This window comes from Marinobacter zhanjiangensis (assembly GCF_014651935.1).
Lineage (GTDB): Bacteria > Pseudomonadota > Gammaproteobacteria > Pseudomonadales > Oleiphilaceae > Marinobacter > Marinobacter zhanjiangensis.
The window spans coordinates 1-19,155 of the sequence record NZ_BMXV01000006.1; the positions used below are offsets into that span (position 1 = coordinate 1).

General features: G+C 57.4%; 14 protein-coding genes, 5 tRNA genes and 2 rRNA genes. All 21 read left to right on the forward strand.

What is annotated here, in order from left to right; all coding sequences use genetic code 11:
• A 23S ribosomal RNA gene (locus IE079_RS12915) occupies positions 1 to 1,176 on the forward strand; the annotation flags it as partial.
• 90 nt (positions 1,177 to 1,266) lie between these two features.
• A 5S ribosomal RNA gene (rrf, locus tag IE079_RS12920) occupies positions 1,267 to 1,382 on the forward strand.
• Between the two features lie 364 nt (positions 1,383 to 1,746).
• Positions 1,747 to 2,709 carry a biotin--[acetyl-CoA-carboxylase] ligase gene (locus IE079_RS12925; RefSeq protein WP_189577100.1) on the forward strand — a complete coding sequence of 321 codons (963 nt, stop codon included), beginning with the start codon at positions 1,747 to 1,749 and terminating at the stop codon, positions 2,707 to 2,709.
• A complete protein-coding gene (locus IE079_RS12930) occupies positions 2,706 to 3,443 on the forward strand; it encodes a type III pantothenate kinase (RefSeq protein ID WP_189577102.1) in 738 nt (245 codons plus the stop codon). The genes IE079_RS12925 and IE079_RS12930 overlap by 4 nt, the downstream gene beginning before the upstream one ends.
• Positions 3,443 to 4,204 (forward strand): hypothetical protein, encoded by a 762-nt coding sequence (locus IE079_RS12935; protein ID WP_189577104.1) that lies wholly within the window; start codon positions 3,443 to 3,445, stop codon positions 4,202 to 4,204. Before IE079_RS12930 ends, IE079_RS12935 begins: the two co-directional genes overlap by 1 nt.
• Before the next feature lie 31 nt (positions 4,205 to 4,235).
• Positions 4,236 to 4,311 (forward strand) — tRNA-Thr (locus tag IE079_RS12940).
• A 42-nt stretch (positions 4,312 to 4,353) separates the two neighbouring features.
• A tRNA-Tyr gene (locus tag IE079_RS12945) sits at positions 4,354 to 4,437 on the forward strand.
• Between the two features lie 9 nt (positions 4,438 to 4,446).
• Positions 4,447 to 4,521, forward strand: a tRNA-Gly gene (locus IE079_RS12950).
• Positions 4,522 to 4,534: 13 nt separating this feature from the next.
• Positions 4,535 to 4,610, forward strand: a tRNA-Thr gene (locus IE079_RS12955).
• Between the two features lie 48 nt (positions 4,611 to 4,658).
• Positions 4,659 to 5,855, forward strand: a complete 1,197-nt coding sequence (gene tuf / locus IE079_RS12960) for an elongation factor Tu (protein ID WP_189577106.1) — start codon at positions 4,659 to 4,661, stop codon at positions 5,853 to 5,855.
• Positions 5,856 to 5,930: 75 nt separating this feature from the next.
• Positions 5,931 to 6,006 (forward strand) — tRNA-Trp (locus IE079_RS12965).
• A 34-nt stretch (positions 6,007 to 6,040) separates the two neighbouring features.
• A complete protein-coding gene (secE, locus tag IE079_RS12970) occupies positions 6,041 to 6,409 on the forward strand; it encodes a preprotein translocase subunit SecE (protein ID WP_189577108.1) in 369 nt (122 codons plus the stop codon).
• 13 nt (positions 6,410 to 6,422) lie between these two features.
• Positions 6,423 to 6,956, forward strand: a complete 534-nt coding sequence (nusG, locus tag IE079_RS12975; protein WP_189577110.1) for a transcription termination/antitermination protein NusG — start codon at positions 6,423 to 6,425, stop codon at positions 6,954 to 6,956.
• A 100-nt stretch (positions 6,957 to 7,056) separates the two neighbouring features.
• Positions 7,057 to 7,488: a 50S ribosomal protein L11 gene (rplK, locus tag IE079_RS12980; protein WP_189577112.1), complete on the forward strand. Its 432-nt coding sequence runs from the start codon at positions 7,057 to 7,059 to the stop codon at positions 7,486 to 7,488.
• Position 7,489: 1 nt separating this feature from the next.
• A complete protein-coding gene (gene rplA / locus IE079_RS12985; RefSeq protein WP_189577114.1) occupies positions 7,490 to 8,188 on the forward strand; it encodes a 50S ribosomal protein L1 in 699 nt (232 codons plus the stop codon).
• A gap of 267 nt (positions 8,189 to 8,455) precedes the next feature.
• Entirely contained in the window at positions 8,456 to 8,986 is a 531-nt protein-coding gene (rplJ, locus tag IE079_RS12990; protein ID WP_189577116.1) for a 50S ribosomal protein L10, read from the forward strand.
• Positions 8,987 to 9,025: 39 nt separating this feature from the next.
• A complete protein-coding gene (gene rplL / locus IE079_RS12995) occupies positions 9,026 to 9,403 on the forward strand; it encodes a 50S ribosomal protein L7/L12 (protein WP_189577118.1) in 378 nt (125 codons plus the stop codon).
• A gap of 245 nt (positions 9,404 to 9,648) precedes the next feature.
• The gene (gene rpoB / locus IE079_RS13000) at positions 9,649 to 13,725 is read left to right on the forward strand and encodes a DNA-directed RNA polymerase subunit beta (RefSeq protein ID WP_189577120.1); all 4,077 of its coding nucleotides are present in this window, start codon (positions 9,649 to 9,651) and stop codon (positions 13,723 to 13,725) included.
• 76 nt (positions 13,726 to 13,801) lie between these two features.
• On the forward strand, positions 13,802 to 18,016 hold the full coding sequence (gene rpoC, locus IE079_RS13005; RefSeq protein WP_189577122.1) for a DNA-directed RNA polymerase subunit beta': 4,215 nt from the start codon (positions 13,802 to 13,804) through the stop codon (positions 18,014 to 18,016).
• 168 nt (positions 18,017 to 18,184) lie between these two features.
• Positions 18,185 to 18,559: a 30S ribosomal protein S12 gene (rpsL, locus tag IE079_RS13010; RefSeq protein ID WP_189577124.1), complete on the forward strand. Its 375-nt coding sequence runs from the start codon at positions 18,185 to 18,187 to the stop codon at positions 18,557 to 18,559.
• Between the two features lie 111 nt (positions 18,560 to 18,670).
• Positions 18,671 to 19,141, forward strand: coding sequence for a 30S ribosomal protein S7 (rpsG, locus tag IE079_RS13015; RefSeq protein WP_036203340.1), 471 nt, complete (start codon positions 18,671 to 18,673; stop codon positions 19,139 to 19,141).
• The last annotated feature ends 14 nt before the right edge of the window (positions 19,142 to 19,155 follow it).

A 19,155-nucleotide genomic window follows, 5' to 3' on the forward strand; every position in this document is an offset into this window, starting at 1 on the left:
GCGGGTGGAGCGGAAGCCGGTCGAAGATACCAGGCCCCTGCGACTGTTTATTAAAAACACAGCACTGTGCTAACACGAAAGTGGACGTATACGGTGTGACGCCTGCCCGGTGCCGGAAGGTTAATTGATGGGGTTAGTCCTCGGACGAAGCTCTTGATCGAAGCCCCGGTAAACGGCGGCCGTAACTATAACGGTCCTAAGGTAGCGAAATTCCTTGTCGGGTAAGTTCCGACCTGCACGAATGGCGTAACGATGGGGGCGCTGTCTCTACCCGAGACTCAGTGAAATTGAAATCGCCGTGAAGATGCGGTGTATCCGCGGCTAGACGGAAAGACCCCGTGAACCTTTACTATAGCTTCACAGTGAACTTTGAGCATGTTTGTGTAGGATAGCTGGGAGGCTTTGAAACCGGGACGCCAGTTCCGGTGGAGCCGACCTTGAAATACCAGCCTGACCTGTTTGAGGTTCTAACTTCGCTCCCTTATCGGGAGTAAGGACACTGTGTGGTGGGTAGTTTGACTGGGGCGGTCTCCTCCCAAAGCGTAACGGAGGAGCACAAAGGTGGGCTAAGCACGGTCGGACATCGTGCGGTTAGTGTAATGGCACAAGCCCGCTTAACTGCGAGACAGACACGTCGAGCAGGTACGAAAGTAGGTCATAGTGATCCGGTGGTTCTGTATGGAAGGGCCATCGCTCAACGGATAAAAGGTACTCCGGGGATAACAGGCTGATACCGCCCAAGAGTTCACATCGACGGCGGTGTTTGGCACCTCGATGTCGGCTCATCACATCCTGGGGCTGAAGCCGGTCCCAAGGGTATGGCTGTTCGCCATTTAAAGTGGTACGCGAGCTGGGTTTAGAACGTCGTGAGACAGTTCGGTCCCTATCTGCCGTGGACGTTGGAGATTTGAGGAAAGCTGCTCCTAGTACGAGAGGACCGGAGTGGACGAACCTCTGGTGTTCGGGTTGTCACGCCAGTGGCACTGCCCGGTAGCTATGTTCGGACGGGATAACCGCTGAAGGCATCTAAGCGGGAAGCCCCTTCCAAGATGAGATCTCCCCGGGCCCTCGAGGCCCCTGAAGAGCCGTTCAAGACCAGGACGTTGATAGGTCGGGTGTGTAAGCGCTGCGAGGCGTTGAGCTAACCGATACTAATTGCTCGTGCGGCTTGACTATATAACACCCAAGCCAACTGAAAACAGACAACCGCGATAACCTTGATCGGTATCCACTTCAATCTCATCCGCCCAGTGATCAACCGTTTTGCCTGACGACAATAGCGCTCTGGAACCACCTGATCCCATCCCGAACTCAGCAGTGAAACAGAGCAGCGCCGATGGTAGTGTGGCATTTGCCCATGCGAGAGTAGGTCATCGTCAGGCTCCTAAATAAAACACCCCCAGCGGCTTTGCCGTTGGGGGTTTTTTATTTTGGATACGATAGTTCTCTCTCACTACAATGGCCCCATGCGACAAGCCTGCCGCAGGCAGGCGCAGGACGTCGGAGCGCAGCGACGACGGGCCCGAAGGGCCGAAGGCCGCAAGGCCTGAGCAATGTAGGTCATCCCAGTGCGTAGCACTGGCCGAAACCAGCACCCAGCACCCATCGACCACGTTGCATCTGGGCGGCGTCGTTTGGGCGCCTGACGATGACCTGCTGACCCACCCCAAACTTTGTCTTTTCCCTCTCCCTGTAGTTTAATCCCTCACCTTGAACCCAATAGCCACTGACCACTCGGGCGAGCCCATGAACACCAGACCGCTACTCAAATTACTTGCCGATGGCGCGATCCACTCCGGAGAATACCTCGCTGAATCCCTGGGTATCAGCCGAACGGCAATCTGGAAGCAGGTTCGCAAGCTTCAGAGCGATGGTATCCATGTGGACACGATCCGTGGGCGTGGCTACCAGCTTGCGGCGCCAATGGATCTGTTGTCTGCCGAAGGGGTCCGTGAGGGACTACAGGGCGAGCTGGGGGGTCGGATGTCGCTGGAAGTCCATGACCGTATTGATTCCACCAATAGCCAGATAGCGCGACGCTGGCAACAGGGTGAAACCGGTTTGCTGGTAACCATCGCGGATTGCCAGGAGCAGGGTCGGGGTCGTCGTGGGCGGCCCTGGCAAAGTCCTGTGGGTCAGAACCTGTATATGAGTGTTGGCGTCACCATCGCCCGGGGCTTCACTCAACTGGAGGGGCTCAGCCTGGTAGGCGGCATCGCCATGATCGAGTCGCTTGCCCTGCCAGAAGGGGTGAAGGCGGGTCTGAAATGGCCCAATGATCTGCTGCTCGACAACAGAAAACTTGCCGGTATCCTGATCGAACTCCAGGGTGAGCTCGAGGGCGCGGTCAGGGTCATCCTTGGGGTTGGGCTCAACGTTCACATGACGGAGGCAGCGTCGGTGGATCAGCCCTGGACCAGTCTGGCCCTGGCTGCTCCGGGGCGCCCGTGGCGGCGTAACCAGCTGGCAGCTGATATCCTTGACCAGCTGGTGGCTCGACTGGATGCGTTCGAGCAAAGTGGCTTCGCTCCATTCTGTGATCTCTGGAACGAATACGATCTGTTTCGTGGGCAGACACTCAGGGCCACCAGTGGCGACTTATATGGCCAGGGTCTGGGTGTGGACGACGCTGGCAACTACCTTCTGCAGACAGAGCGAGGCCTGCAGAAAATCAACGCCGGGGAAATCAGTTTACGAGTGGCTTCATGAATCTTCTGGTTGATGCGGGTAACACGCGAATCAAGTGGCAGCTGCGGGATGGAGGCGCGCTGCTCCGGGCCGGCTCGGGAAGCCTTGAGGCGAATGATCTGTTTCAGGGGATAACCCCGGGCCAATGGGAGGTTGTCTCGTCGGTGTCCGTGTCCACGGTCCGGTCCGAAAGCGCCCGTCAGTCCCTTGAATCCGTTATCTCCGCCTATACCTCTGCGCCTGTCCGTTTTTTCTGGACCCGGGCGAGCCATGGACAGTTGGTTTGCGCCTACAGTGATCCGGCCACCATGGGCGCAGATCGCTGGCATGCAATGGTCGGCGCCTGGGACCTGATTCGGGGTGCCTGTGCGGTCGTCGACGCAGGCAGTGCGATCACTATTGACTGGATTGATCATCACGGTTATCACCTTGGCGGCTATATTCTTCCCGGTCGGAACATGATGACCGGCTCGTTAAGGCAGGGCACCGCGCGGGTGTTGTTTGAAAGCCAGGAAGCAAGGGGCACCACTCCCGGGCGCTCGACCGCCGAGTGTGTCTTTCACGGAGTGAACTGGATGATCGAGGCGCTGGCATTCAAGCTGGGCCGTGATCTGGAGGTACCGGTGCTGATCACCGGCGGCGACGGCGCGCTTATAAAGGAAGCGCTGGATAACAGTGATGGCTGTCGCATCCCCAGGGCGGAACTGAGACCGGACCTGGTCCTTGATGGTCTGGCGTTGGTGGAGTCCGGATAGTGCGCTGGTTCGTGCTTTTGCTTGTCGCCGCCAATGTGGGTCTCTATTTCTGGTTTTCGGCCAACCAGCCGGAAAACGTCCGTTCAGTTGACGAGGGGAGGCTTCCTCGCGTCGCCGAAATCGAAATGATCGGACAGCGGGACTCTCAGCCTTCTCCCCAGGTGCCGGAGCAACCACCAGTGTCAGAGGAGGACTCTGGCCAGGAGGTTGTGGAGAGCGAGCCGGTCAGCGAGCCTCCGCCGAAGCCCGCCGAGCGTCCCCCGCAGCAATGCTTTGGTATCGGCTGGTTCGAGGAAGAGGCTCACGCCGAGGCCTACCGGCGTCAACTCGCAAGAGAAGAAGTGGATTTCAGGTTTCGTGGCCTGACCCAGCGAGAGGAGGAGCTTGAGCCCTTCCACTGGGTTATCATCCCTCCGCTGGAGAGTCGCCAGGCTGCCATGGAGCGCTACCGTGAGTTGGTGGACCTGGGGGTCGAGGCCTATGTAGTACCCTCCGGGGAGCGGCAGCACGCGATTTCGCTGGGTCTTTTCCGCTCCAGGCGCTCTGCCGAGGATATCCTCCGGCAACGTCGGGAACAAAATATCAATGCAATACTGGTAAAGTTCCCCCGAAATCGTATAAGCTACGCCCTCGTTTTTGAGGGGGTGTCGCCCGGTTCATTTGAGGGCATTGGCAGCACACCCAGCCAGAGCGAGTCCGGTCTACAACTGATTGAATTCAGTGATTGTGAGGGTGTTGCAACCACTGAAAAAAATCCGTAGTATACCGCCCTCGCTGATGAGGCGAGCGTGAGCTGGCGTAGCTCAGTTGGTAGAGCAGCTGACTTGTAATCAGCAGGTCGGGGGTTCGATTCCGTCCGCCAGCTCCATTTAAGTTTTTTGAGTGCCTCCGTATTGACGGAGTCATCTCTGGAGGGGTTCCCGAGTGGCCAAAGGGATCAGACTGTAAATCTGACGCGAAAGCTTCGCAGGTTCGAATCCTGCCCCCTCCACCACTTATTGATGCGGGCATCGTATAGTGGCTATTACCTCAGCCTTCCAAGCTGATGACGCGGGTTCGATTCCCGCTGCCCGCTCCAATTTTGGTTGAATGCTCATGTAGCTCAGTTGGTAGAGCACACCCTTGGTAAGGGTGAGGTCGGCGGTTCAAATCCGCCCATGAGCTCCATTTTATCCGGTCAACGTTACAGTCTGGTTGATTAGGGAGACTGGTCGAATGTCTAAAGCAAAATTTGAACGTAACAAACCGCACCTGAACGTGGGCACCATTGGTCACGTTGACCATGGCAAGACCACGCTCACGGCGGCACTGACTCGCGTATGTCACGAAGTGTGGGGTACTGGTTCTGCAAGCGCATTCGACTCGATCGATAACGCACCGGAAGAGAAAGCGCGTGGTATCACCATCGCGACCTCTCACGTTGAGTACGATTCACCGAACCGTCACTACGCGCACGTAGACTGCCCGGGCCACGCTGACTATGTGAAGAACATGATCACCGGTGCGGCGCAGATGGACGGTGCGATCCTGGTTTGCTCCGCGGCTGACGGCCCCATGCCGCAGACTCGCGAGCACATCCTGCTGTCCCGCCAGGTTGGCGTTCCCTACATTGTCGTGTTCCTGAACAAGGCCGACATGGTAGACGACGAGGAGCTGCTGGAGCTGGTCGAGATGGAAGTTCGCGAACTGCTGAGCCAGTACGACTTCCCGGGCGACGACACGCCGATCATCACTGGCTCCGCGCTGATGGCGTTGGAAGGCAAGGATGACAACGAGATGGGCACTACCGCGGTACAGAAGCTGGTAGAAGCCCTGGACGACTACCTGCCGGAGCCGGAGCGTGCCATCGATCAGCCGTTCCTGATGCCGATCGAGGACGTCTTCTCCATCTCTGGCCGTGGTACCGTTGTAACCGGTCGTGTAGAGCGCGGCATCGTCAAGACTGGCGATGAAGTGGAAATCATCGGTATCAAGGATACCGTCAAGACCGTAGTGACCGGTGTTGAGATGTTCCGCAAGCTGCTCGACGAAGGTCGTGCCGGTGAGAACATCGGTGCGCTGCTGCGTGGCACCAAGCGTGACGACGTAGAGCGTGGCCAGGTACTGGCGGTACCGGGTTCCATCACTCCGCACACCAAGTTCGAGTGCGAAGTGTACGTGCTGAGCAAGGACGAGGGCGGTCGTCATACCCCGTTTTTCAAGGGCTACCGTCCGCAGTTCTACTTCCGGACCACTGATGTGACTGGTTCTTGCGAGCTGCCGGAAGGTGTTGAGATGGTAATGCCGGGTGACAACGTGAAAATGTCTGTTACCCTGATCGCTCCGATCGCCATGGAAGATGGCCTGCGCTTCGCGATTCGCGAAGGCGGCCGTACCGTTGGTGCCGGCGTGGTTTCCAAGATCATCGAGTAACAGCTCCGGTGATTTGAAAGCAGGAGGGCTGCGTTGAGTGGTCCTCTTGTTGCACCGCTTAAAAGGTTTCGGTGCAGGCCAGTAGCTCAATTGGCAGAGCAGCGGTCTCCAAAACCGCAGGTTGGGGGTTCGATTCCCTCCTGGCCTGCCATTTATAACACGTCTGGATACATAAGCTGATTCCTATGGAGTCAAAAGCCCAACAGTCGACCAGCCGCTTTGACGTTCTCAAGTGGCTGGTTGTTTTCGTTTTGATTGCCGTGGGAGTAGTCGGCAATCAGTATTTCAGTGCTGAATCCGTGCTCTATCGGGCCCTGGGATTAGTGGCGCTGGCTCTGGTTGCCGCATTTGTGGCGCTGCAGACTGATCGTGGGCGCCGTTTCGCGACACTGCTGAAAGAAGCCAGGGTTGAGATACGCAAGGTTGTTTGGCCAACTCGTCCCGAGTTGATTCAGACCACGGCGATTGTGGTTGTGTTCGTGCTTGTGGTGGCGCTCATCCTGTGGGGTATGGACTCGTTCATCGGTTTCCTCGTTCAGGGTTTCATCGGTTAAGCAGGGGCAGGCAATGGCTAAGCACTGGTTTGTGGTTCAGGCGTATTCCGGTTTTGAAAAACATGTCATGCGTACGCTGAAAGAGCGTATCGCGTTGAACGACATGGAAGACAAGTTTGGCGACGTCCTGGTTCCTACCGAGGAAGTTGTCGAGATGCGTGATGGCAAGAAGCGCAAGAGTGAGCGCAAGTTCTATCCCGGGTACGTGCTTGTCCAGATGGAAATGGATGACGCGACGTGGCATCTTGTAAAGGATACGCCGCGCGTTCTCGGCTTTATTGGTGGCACCAAAGACAAGCCTGCTCCGATCACCGAGAAAGAGGCTGACGCTATTCTGCGCCGCGTAGAGAGCGGTGTTGATCAACCGAAGCCCAAAACGCTGTTCGAGCCGGGCGAGATCGTTCGTGTTACGGAAGGTCCCTTCGCCGACTTCAACGGCGTGGTGGAAGAAGTGGATTACGACAAGAGTCGTGTCAAGGTGGCTGTTCTGATCTTCGGTCGGTCCACTCCGGTAGAGCTGGAGTTTGGCCAGGTCGAGAAAGACTGACCCGCCTCTGAAGCGAAGGGCTCGCTCACATTGGTGAAGCGGGCTTTTTGTGTCTGAAAACCGGGGAGCCGAAAGGCGATTGAACCCATAGGAGAGCATCATGGCCAAGAAAATCCAGGCGTATATCAAGCTTCAGGTTGCTGCCGGCAAGGCCAACCCGAGCCCGCCCGTAGGCCCCGCGCTGGGTCAGCACGGTGTCAATATCATGGAATTCTGCAAGGCGTTCAACGCAGCCACCCAGGACATTGAGCCTGGCTTGCCGACTCCAGTGGTCATTACCGTCTACAGTGACCGCAGCTTTACCTTTATCACCAAGACCCCGCCGGCACCGGTTCTGCTGAAAAAGGCAGCCGGTATCAAGAGTGGTTCCGGTCGTCCGAACACCGAAAAGGTCGGCACCGTAACCCGCGAGCAGCTGGAAGAGATCGTCAAGACCAAAGAGCCCGATCTGACCGCCGCTGACATGGATGCGGCCGTTCGCACCATCGCTGGTACCGCCCGTAGTATGGGCCTGAACGTGGAGGGTCTGTAAGATGGCCAAGTTGAGCAAACGTCAAAAGCTGATTCGCGAAAAAGTTGACGGGAACCGTGCTTACACCGTCGACGAAGCCGTCGCACTGCTGGTGGAGCTGGGTAGTTCCGTCAAGTTCAAGGAGTCCATCGACGTCTCCGTTAACCTGGGTGTGGATGCGCGTAAATCCGACCAGGTGGTTCGTAGCAGCACGGTTCTGCCGAATGGTACCGGCAAGACGGTCAGGGTGGCTGTGTTTACCCAGGGCGCCAACGCCGACAAGGCCAAAGAAGCCGGTGCTGACATCGTGGGCATGGATGACCTGGCTGACGAAGTCAAGAAAGGCAACATGGATTTCGACGTGGTGATTGCCACCCCGGATGCGATGCGTGTTGTTGGCCAGCTGGGCCAGATTCTCGGTCCGCGCGGCCTGATGCCGAACCCCAAGGTTGGTACCGTGACGCCGGATGTGGAAACCGCGGTCAAGAATGCCAAGGCCGGTCAGGTGCGTTATCGCACCGACAAGAACGGCATCATTCATGCTCCGATGGGTAACGTGGAATTTCCTGCCGAGGCTATCAAGGAAAACCTTGAAGCCTTGATCGCAGATCTTAAAAAGGCCAAGCCTTCAACGTCGAAGGGCGTGTACCTGAAAAAGGTATCACTGTCCTCAACGATGGGTCCTGGCCTCACTGTTGACCAGAGTTCTCTCAACATCTGATCTCTGGCTGACAGTTGCTTTGTAGTCTGGGCGGAAGCCAAGGCTGTCAAAGACCGCAGGCCCCCGCGGCGCGCGTTCCCTCGGGACCGCGCCATAAGGGTTAAAGCAACGCCTGCGCAGACGGTGTGATGACGTTCTCTGAACCCAAACACCGTTAGGCGCCTGAAGAAACAACGCAATGAACATCGTGAACGATGATCAGCGCGTTGGATTTAAGGGCAACGATGGGTTTGCCGGAATACTCCGGCGAAATCGAGGAGAAATCCAGTGGCAATTAGACTCGAAGACAAGAAAGCGATCGTCGCTGAAGTCAACGAGACTGCTGGTACTGCTCTGTCTGTGGTTATGGCTGACTACCGTGGTGTCACTGCTGGTGACATGACGGCGCTTCGTGCCAAGGCTCGTTCGGAGAATGTGCGTCTGAAGGTTGTTCGTAACAACCTGACCAAGATCGCCATTCGCGGTACCGAGTACGAGTGCATTGACGAAGCTCTGGTTGGACCGACCATCCTGGCATTCTCTATGGAAGATCCCGGCGCCGGAGCACGGTTGCTTAAGGATTTTGCCAAGGGAAATGACGCATTCGAGATCAAGGGTCTGGCCTTCGGCGGTGAGCTGATGGGTGCGGAACAACTCGATCGTCTGGCTACTCTGCCAACGCTGCACGAAGCGTTGACCAGGCTGGCTGTTGTCACACAGGCACCGGTTACCAAGCTCGCACGCAGCCTGAACGATGTTCCGGGCCGTATTACGCGTGTTGTAGCAGCAGTCCGCGACCAGAAACGCGAAGCTGCTTGATTCTGTTGAAAACCATATTTTATTTTTTTGGAGAAAGTCATGGCTCTGTCTAAAGACGATATTCTGAACGCAATTGCCGAAATGAGCGTAATGGAAGTGGTTGAGCTCGTAGAAGCAATGGAAGAGAAGTTCGGCGTTTCTGCCGAAGCGGCGGTTGCTGCCGCTCCTGCTGCTGGCGGTGGTGAAGCTGCTGCTGTAGAAGAGCAGACCGAGTTCGACGTGGTTCTGACTGGTCCGGGCGAGAAGAAAGTGAACGTCATCAAGGCTGTTCGCGAGCTGACCGGCCTGGGTCTGAAAGAAGCGAAGGAAATGGTTGATTCCGCTCCGTCCACCGTCAAGGAAGCTGCTTCCAAAGACGACGCTGAAGCGGCCAAGAAGAAGCTCGAGGAAGCAGGCGCTTCTGTTGAGCTCAAGTAATAGCCGATTGCTGATCGGTTCCGTGCATTAGGCATGGATAGGCTGGTGGCTCCGGGCCACCGGCCTTTTTCTGTTGTATATATGCTATAGAGATGGATGCAGTTGCTATAGTAAATAGTCTGCCTCTGTCACCTACGGCCAGAGTCTTGTTCAAGACGGCGCAGTACGCCGAGCAAATCGGCCCCGAAGCAGGTAAATGATTGCTTCTTGATACCAGGTATCAGGTCTAACGCTGGGGAATGCAGATGACTTACTCCTACACTGAGAAAAAGCGGATTCGCAAAGACTTCAGTAAATTGCCTTCCGTGATGGACGTCCCTTACTTGCTGGCTACCCAGCTTGATTCTTACCGGGACTTCCTGCAAATGGAAGCCGACGCTGATGCACGCCAGGAAACTGGCCTGCATGCAGCCTTCAAATCCGTATTCCCGATTGTCAGTTACTCTGGCAACGCGGCGCTTGAATACGTGAGCTACCGTATTGGCGACCCGGTATTCGACGTCAAGGAATGTCAGCTCCGGGGCGTAACCTATGCTGCACCCCTGCGCGTAAAAGTTCGCCTGATCATCTACGATCGTGAGTCCTCCAACAAGGCGATCAAGGATATCAAGGAACAGGAAGTCTACATGGGCGAAATGCCCCTGATGACTGGAAACGGTACCTTCGTTGTCAATGGTACCGAGCGGGTGATCGTGTCCCAACTTCACCGTTCGCCTGGTGTGTTCTTTGATCATGACAAGGGCAAGACTCACTCTTCCGGGAAACTGCTCTATTCTGCCCGCGTGATTCCTTACCGTGGCTCGTGGCTGGACTTCGAATTCGATCCCAAGGATTCCGTGTTTGTCCGGATCGACCGTCGCCGGAAGCTGCCAGCCAGCATTCTGTTGCGTGCTCTGGGCTACACCTCCGAGCAGATGCTCGGGATGTTCTTCGACACCAGCAAGTTCACCGTTGGTGAGGAAGCCGCTCGTCTGGAGCTGGTGCCGAGCCGCCTGCGTGGTGATATTGCCACCTTCGATATCAAGGACAAGGACGGCTCCGTCATTGTCGAGGAAGGTCGTCGTGTTACCGCCCGGCACATCCGTCAGCTGGAAAAATCTGGCATCACCGAACTGGAAGTGCCCACCGAATACCTTCATGGTCGGGTCATTGCCCGTGACATGGTAGACACCAAGACCGGCGAAGTTCTGGTGGAGTGCAACACCGAAATCACCGAAGAAGTGATGGAAAAGATTCTGGGTGCCGGCGTCACTGACGTGGATACCCTTTACACTAACGATCTCGACTGCGGTCCGTTCATGTCCGATACCATTCGTATCGACCCGACCCGTACCCAGCTCGAAGCCCTGGTGGAAATCTACCGGATGATGCGTCCGGGGGAGCCGCCCACCAAAGAGTCTGCGGAGAATCTGTTCAACAATCTGTTCTTCTCTGAAGAGCGGTACGACCTTTCCGGCGTGGGGCGCATGAAGCTGAACCGTCGCCTGGGCCGTGAGGAAAGCACGGGTGAAGGCACACTGACCAACGATGACATCATCGATGTGCTCCGGACGCTGATCGACATCCGTAACGGCAACGGTCATGTCGACGATATCGATAACCTTGGTAACCGTCGTATTCGCAGCGTTGGCGAGATGGCGGAAAACCAGTTCCGTGTCGGGCTGGTCCGTGTCGAACGGGCGGTACGCGAGCGTCTGAGCCTGGCGGAAAGCGAAGGCCTGATGCCTCAGGACCTGATCAACGCCAAGCCGGTTGCCGCTGCGGTGAAGGAGTTCTTTGGTTCCAGCCAGCTGTCCCAGTTCATGGACCAGAACAACCCGCTGTCCGAGGTTACGCACAAGCGTCGTGTATCGGCGCTCGGGCCGGGTGGCCTGACGCGGGAGCGCGCCGGCTTTGAGGTGCGTGACGTGCATCCGACCCATTATGGTCGCGTATGCCCGATCGAAACGCCGGAAGGTCCGAACATCGGTCTGATCAACTCACTGGCGACCTATGCCCGGACCAACTCCTACGGCTTCCTTGAAAGTCCGTACCGGAAGGTTATCGAAGGCCAGGTGACTGACGAGATTGTTTACCTTTCCGCCATCGAAGAGAGTAATTTCATTATCGCCCAGGCCAGCTCCGCGCTGACCGATCAGGGCCGTCTGGCGGATGAACTGGTAACGGTTCGCCACCAGAACGAGTTCACCGTTACTCCGCCGGAGAACGTTAACTTCATGGACGTTTCCCCGCGCCAGGTGGTATCGGTGGCAGCTTCCCTGATCCCGTTCCTGGAGCACGACGACGCCAACCGCGCACTGATGGGCTCGAACATGCAGCGTCAGGCGGTTCCGACTCTGCGGGCGGACAAGCCGGTAGTCGGTACAGGCCTTGAGCGTATCGTTGCCCAGGATTCCGGTGTCTGTGTTACCGCCCAGCGGGGCGGGGTCATCGAGGACGTGGACGCGGCTCGGATCGTGGTGCGTGTGGCAGATGTAGAAACCGAAGCCGGCGATGCTGGCGTGGATATCTACAACCTCATCAAGTACACCCGTTCCAACCAGAACACCTGCATCAACCAGCGTTCCATCGTGAAACAGGGTGATGTTGTCGCCCGCGGGGATGTACTCGCTGACGGTCCGTCCATCGATCTGGGTGAACTGGCACTGGGTCAGAACATACGCATCGCGTTCATGCCCTGGAACGGTTACAACTTCGAGGACTCCATCCTGATCTCCGAGAAGGTGGTTCAGGAAGACCGCTTCACCAGCATCCATATTCAGGAGCTGACCTGTGTGGCTCGTGACACCAAGCTGGGTAGTGAGGAGATTACTGCGGATATTCCCAACGTGGGCGAAAGCGCACTCTCGAAGCTGGACGAGTCCGGCATCGTATACATCGGTGCGGAAGTCGGCCCGGGCGACATTCTGGTGGGCAAGGTGACGCCAAAGGGCGAAACCCAGCTGACGCCGGAAGAAAAGCTGCTGAGGGCGATCTTTGGCGAGAAGGCGTCGGACGTGAAAGACACGTCCTCACGCGTCTCCGCCGGCACCCACGGTACCGTTATCGATGTTCAGGTCTTTACCCGGGACGGCATCGAGAAGGACGAGCGGGCCCTGTTCATTGAGCAGGAGCAGCTCAACAAGTACCGCAAGGATCTTAAGGACGAGTATCGAATTGTCGAAGGTGCCACTTTCGAGCGTCTTACCTCTGCGCTGGACGGGCAGGAAGTGATCAGTGGGCCCGGCCTGAAGAAGGGCGCGGTGCTTGATCAGGACTATCTGAGCGAGTTGGAACGGGGCCAGTGGTTCAAGCTGCGGATGAAGGACGAAGCGCTCAACGAACTGCTTGAAAAGTCCGAGCAGGGCCTGGAAGACCGCAAGAAGGAACATGACGAGCGTTTCGACGACAAGAAGCGCAAGCTTCAGCAGGGCGATGACCTGGCGCCTGGCGTACTCAAGATCGTCAAGGTTTATCTGGCTATCAAACGCCGGATCCAGCCAGGCGACAAGATGGCCGGTCGTCACGGCAACAAGGGTGTTATCTCCGCTGTTATGCCGGTAGAGGACATGCCCTACGATTCGGAAGGCACGACAGTTGATATTGTGCTGAACCCGTTGGGCGTGCCATCCCGGATGAACGTCGGTCAGGTGCTGGAAACGCACCTGGGTGCTGCTGCCAAGGGGCTCGGTCTGAAGATCAATGCCATGCTTGAAGAGCAGCGCAAGGTGTCTCAGATTCGTGAGTTCCTTGGCAAGATCTATAACCACAGCGAAGAAGTTCCGGTGGTGGATCTTGACAGCCTGAATGACGAGGAAGTGCTTCAGCTGGCCAATAACCTGCGCGATGGCGTGCCCATGGCAACAGCCGTCTTCGACGGCGCCAAGGAAGCCGAAGTGAAGCACATGCTTCAGTTGGCCGACATGGACACCAGCGGCCAGGTCACGCTGTACGACGGCCGTACCGGTGATGAGTTTGATCGTCCGGTGACAGTTGGCTACATGTACATGCTGAAGCTGAACCACCTGATCGACGACAAGATGCACGCCCGGTCCACTGGTTCCTACAGCCTGGTTACCCAGCAGCCGCTGGGTGGTAAGGCGCAGTTCGGTGGACAGCGGTTCGGCGAGATGGAAGTCTGGGCCCTTGAGGCCTATGGCGCGGCTTACACGTTGCAGGAAATGCTGACCGTCAAGTCTGACGACGTGAATGGCCGCACCAAGATGTACAAGAACATTGTCGATGGCGATCACCGGATGGAGCCGGGAATGCCTGAGTCGTTCAACGTTCTTGTCAAGGAAATCCGCTCGCTGGGTATCGACATCGAGCTGGAATCCGAGTGAGCCGAATCGTTTTTTGGCAGCGTGAGCGGGCACAACAGTGCCCGCCCGAGATTAACGCCATCCGGAGCTGTTACTGATGAAAGATTTGTTGAATCTTCTCAAGAGCCAGAACCAGAGCAAGGAATTTGACGCCATTCGTATTGGTCTGGCGTCTCCTGACATGATCCGTTCCTGGTCCTTCGGGGAAGTAAAGAAACCCGAGACCATTAACTACCGTACGTTCAAGCCTGAGCGTGACGGTCTGTTCTGTGCCAAGATCTTTGGTCCGATCAAGGACTACGAGTGCCTGTGCGGCAAGTACAAGCGACTCAAACACCGTGGTGTCATCTGTGAAAAGTGTGGTGTCGAGGTGGCCCTGTCCAGCGTTCGCCGTGAGCGAATGGGGCATATTGACCTGGCGAGCCCGGTGGCCCACATCTGGTTCCTGAAGTCCCTGCCGTCCCGCATCGGCATGATGCTGGACATGACACTGCGTGATATCGAAAGGGTGCTGTACTTCGAGTCCTTCATCGTGATCGAGCCGGGCATGACCACCCTCGAGCGTGGGCAGTTGCTCAACGATGAGCAGTACTTCGAAGCGCTGGAAGAGTTCGGTGACGAATTCGATGCCCGTATGGGTGCCGAGGCCGTCAAGATGCTGCTTGAGGACATCGAGCTGCAGGAAGAGGTTGACCGCCTGCGGGAGGAAATTCCCCAGACCAACTCCGAAACCAAGATCAAGAAGTTCACCAAGCGACTGAAGATCCTGGAAGCCTTCCTGTACTCCGGTAACCGCCCCGGCGACATGGTGATGACCGTGCTGCCGGTGCTGCCGCCGGATCTGCGTCCGCTGGTACCGCTGGATGGCGGTCGTTTCGCGACCTCTGATCTGAACGACCTCTACCGTCGCGTCATTAACCGGAACAACCGCCTCAAGCGCCTGCTGGAGCTGAATGCTCCGGATATTATCGTGCGTAACGAGAAGCGGATGTTGCAGGAAGCCGTTGACGCCCTGCTGGATAACGGTCGTCGTGGTCGTGCCATCACCGGTACCAACAAGCGCCCGCTGAAATCCCTGGCCGACATGATCAAGGGCAAGCAGGGCCGCTTCCGGCAGAACCTGCTGGGCAAGCGTGTCGACTATTCCGGTCGTTCGGTGATCGTGGTAGGCCCGTACCTGCGCCTGCATCAGTGTGGTCTGCCCAAGAAGATGGCCCTGGAACTGTTCAAGCCGTTCATCTTCTCCAAGCTGGAGCATCGTGGCCTGGCGACCACCATCAAGGCCGCCAAGAAAATGGTCGAACGTGAAGAAGGCGTGGTCTGGGATATCCTCGACGAAGTCATCCGCGAGCACCCGATCATGCTGAACCGGGCGCCGACCCTGCACCGTCTGGGTATCCAGGCGTTCGAGCCGGTGCTGATTGAAGGCAAGGCCATCCAGCTGCACCCGCTGGTATGTGCGGCCTACAACGCCGACTTCGACGGTGACCAGATGGCGGTGCACGTACCGCTGACCCTGGAAGCCCAGCTGGAAGCCCGTGCGTTGATGATGTCCACCAACAACGTACTGTCGCCGGCCAACGGCGAGCCCATCATCGTGCCGTCCCAGGACGTGGTTCTCGGTCTGTATTACATGACCCGTGAGCGCAAGAACGCACTGGGCGAGGGGCGTGTCTTTGCCGACGTGAAGGAAGTGCATCGTGCCTATGGTGCCGGGGCTGTCGACCTGCAGGCCAAGATCAAGGTTCGCGTCAAGGAAGTGACCTACGACGAGAACGAAGAGCTCAAGACCGAGCACGTTATCGTTGATACCGTGGTTGGCCGCGCGCTGCTGTTCGACATCGTGCCTGACGGCCTGTCCTATGAGACTGTCAACAAGCCGATGGCGAAGAAGAACATTTCCAACCTGATCAATACCTGTTACCGGATTGCCGGCCTGAAGGATACGGTGATTTTCGCCGATCAGTTGATGTACATGGGCTTCCATTACGCCACTGTGTCGGGCACCTCCATCGGCTTCAACGACTTCGAGATTCCTCCCGAGAAATACGAGATGGTCGATGCGGCCACCGACGAGGTGAAGGAAATCGAGTCGCAGTACTCCTCGGGCCTGCTGACCCAGGGTGAGAAGTACAACAAGGTGATCGATATCTGGTCCCGGGCCAATGACAAGGTGTCCAAGGCCATGATGGACCGCCTCTCCCAGGAGCAGGTGGTGGATGCCGAGGGCAAGCCGGTGTTCCGTGAGGACGGTGAGCCGGAGATGCAGGAGTCCTTCAACTCCGTCTACATGATGGCCGACTCTGGCGCCCGGGGTTCCCCCGCGCAGATCCGTCAGCTGGCCGGCATGCGTGGTCTGATGGCGAAGCCGGATGGTTCGATCATCGAGACACCGATTACCGCCAACTTCCGTGAGGGCCTGAACGTACTTCAGTATTTCATCTCCACCCACGGTGCCCGTAAGGGTCTGGCGGATACGGCTCTGAAGACGGCCAACTCCGGTTACCTGACCCGTCGTCTGGTCGATGTATCCCAGGACCTGGTGGTGACCGAAGCTGACTGTGGTACCGAGGAAGGTCTGCTGATGACGCCGCACATTGAAGGCGGCGACGTTGTTGTACCTCTCGGCGATCGTGTCCTGGGCCGTGTGACCGCACGTGATGTATTCACACCGACCGACAAGGACAACGCGGTGGTTGAGGCCGGCACACTGCTGGACGAGAAGACCATCGAGATGATCGAAGGCGCCGGTGTGGATGAAGTGTGGGTGCGCTCCGCCATTACCTGTGAAGCGCGCCATGGCGTGTGTGCCAACTGTTATGGCCGCGACCTGGCACGGGGTCATCTGGTTAACGTGGGTGAAGCGGTTGGCGTTATCGCCGCGCAGTCCATCGGTGAGCCGGGTACCCAGCTGACCATGCGGACCTTCCACATCGGTGGCGCGGCAAGCCGGGCCTCCGCCGTGGACAACATCCAGGTCAAGCACGGTGGCCGGATCCGTCTGCACAACATGAAGTCTATTGAAAAGACCGATGGCACGCTGGTTGTGGTCTCCCGCTCCTCCGCCCTTGCGGTGGCCGACGAGCAGGGCCGTGAGCGTGAGTGGTACAAGCTGCCCTATGGTGCGGTGTTGTCCGTCAAGCACGGCGACGACGTCGAAGCCGGCGCCGTGGTGGCCAAGTGGGATCCTCACACCCACCCGATCATCGCCGAGGGCGTTGGTACGGCCAGATTCGTGGGTATGGACCAGGGCATTACCGTCCGCACCCAGACCGACGAACTGACCGGCCTGTCCACGATCCAGGTGATCGATCCCAAGGATCGTCCGGCGGCAGGCAAGGACCTGCGTCCGGCGATTGAGGTGGTGGATGCCAAGGGTGAGGAAGTGGAACTGCCGGGCGGTGCTCCGGGCCACTATTTCCTGCCGGCAGATGCGCTGGTCACTCTGGCTGACGGGGCTAACGTGGAAGTGGGCGACGTGGTTGCCCGTATTCCCCAGGAAAGCTCCAAGACCCGGGACATTACCGGTGGTCTGCCACGGGTTGCCGACCTGTTCGAGGCCCGTCGTCCGAAAGAGCCGTCCATCCTGGCGGAAATTACCGGTGTGGTGTCCTTCGGCAAGGAAACCAAAGGCAAGAAGCGCCTGGTGATTACTCCGAAGGATGATGACCCGTATGAGGTTCTGATTCCCAAGTGGCGTCAGCTCAACGTGTTCGAGGGTGAGACCGTGGAGAAGGGTGAGGTCATTTCCGATGGCCCGTCCAACCCCCACGACATCCTGCGGCTGTTGGGTGTGGTGGCACTGGCGAAGTACATCACCAACGAGATCCAGGACGTGTACCGTCTGCAGGGTGTTGTCATCAACGATAAACATATCGAGGTTATCGTTCGTCAGATGCTGCGCAAGATGGAGATCACCGATCCGGGCGACACCACGCTGCTGTCCGGGGACCAGGTGGAATATCACCAGTTCCTGGATGCCAACGAAGATGCCATTGCAACGGACAAGCAGCCCGCCAGGGGCGAGCGTCAGTTGCTGGGTATCACCAAGGCCTCCCTGGCCACCGAGTCGTTCATTTCGGCGGCATCGTTCCAGGAGACCACCCGGGTACTCACCGAAGGTGCGGTTACCGGCAAGCGTGATTACCTCCGTGGCCTGAAGGAAAACGTGGTAGTGGGTCGTCTGATCCCGGCCGGTACCGGTCTGGCCTACCACAACGAACGTCGCCGCAAGCGCGAGCTGGAAGAGCAGGGTGTCACTGCGGAAGACGTGGTCGAGGCTCTGAGCGCCGAGCTCAACCGGGAGGAATAAGCCCCGGCGACCTTTAACCCCCGGGAACTACGGATCCCGGGTTGGTTAAAAAGAAATCAGTCGTCTTGACTGACCAGGGCCGCGGGCTTACACTTGCGGCCCTTAATTTTTACCCCCGTTCGCCGGGGGTAAGTTTCATTGGAATGGTTTTTTTTGGAGTTTGCTTACATGGCAACGATCAACCAGTTGGTACGTAAGCCTCGTAAACGCCGGGTAGCCAAGAGCGATGTACCTGCTCTGCAGGCCTGCCCGCAGCGTCGTGGCGTATGCACCCGTGTATACACCACCACGCCGAAGAAGCCGAACTCCGCACTTCGTAAAGTGTGCCGTGTTCGCCTGACCAACGGCTACGAGGTTTCCTCATACATCGGCGGTGAAGGTCACAACCTTCAGGAGCACAGTGTTGTGCTGATCCGTGGCGGTCGAGTAAAAGACCTTCCGGGTGTGCGCTATCACACTGTTCGCGGAACGCTGGACACCCAGGGTGTACAGAACCGTAAGCAGGGCCGCTCCAAGTACGGTACTAAACGACCCAAGTCCTGATGTCCCTGATGGGTGTCTTTTATCGTCACTGTGAACGGTAAGAGTAAGGCTGAGTAGCTTCGTGCTATCTCAGGGGTTCCTGAAGACCTTAATTTTTAGAAGGGCTTATCGATGCCTAGAAGAAGAGTTGCAGCTAAACGGGAGATTATCCCGGATCCGAAGTTCGGCAGTGCACGGCTTGCCAAGTTCATCAACCATGTGATGGAAAGTGGCAAGAAGGCTGTTGCAGAGCGCATTGTTTATGGCGCGCTTGATATCGTTGCCGACAAATCCAAGGAAGAGCCGATCGACATGTTCGAGAAGGCCCTGGAAAACATCCAGCCGATGGTCGAGGTCAAATCCCGTCGTGTTGGTGGTGCTACCTACCAGGTGCCTGTAGAAGTACGGCCTTCCCGTCAAAACGCGCTGGCCATGCGCTGGCTCGTAGAATTTTCACGGAAGCGTGGTGAAAAGTCCATGGCACAGCGACTGGCAGGTGAAATCCTGGACGCCGCTGACAGCAAGGGCTCCGCTGTTAAGAAGCGCGAAGACGTTCACCGCATGGCAGAAGCCAACAAGGCGTTCTCTCACTTCCGTTTCTAATCAGCCGAGGTTTA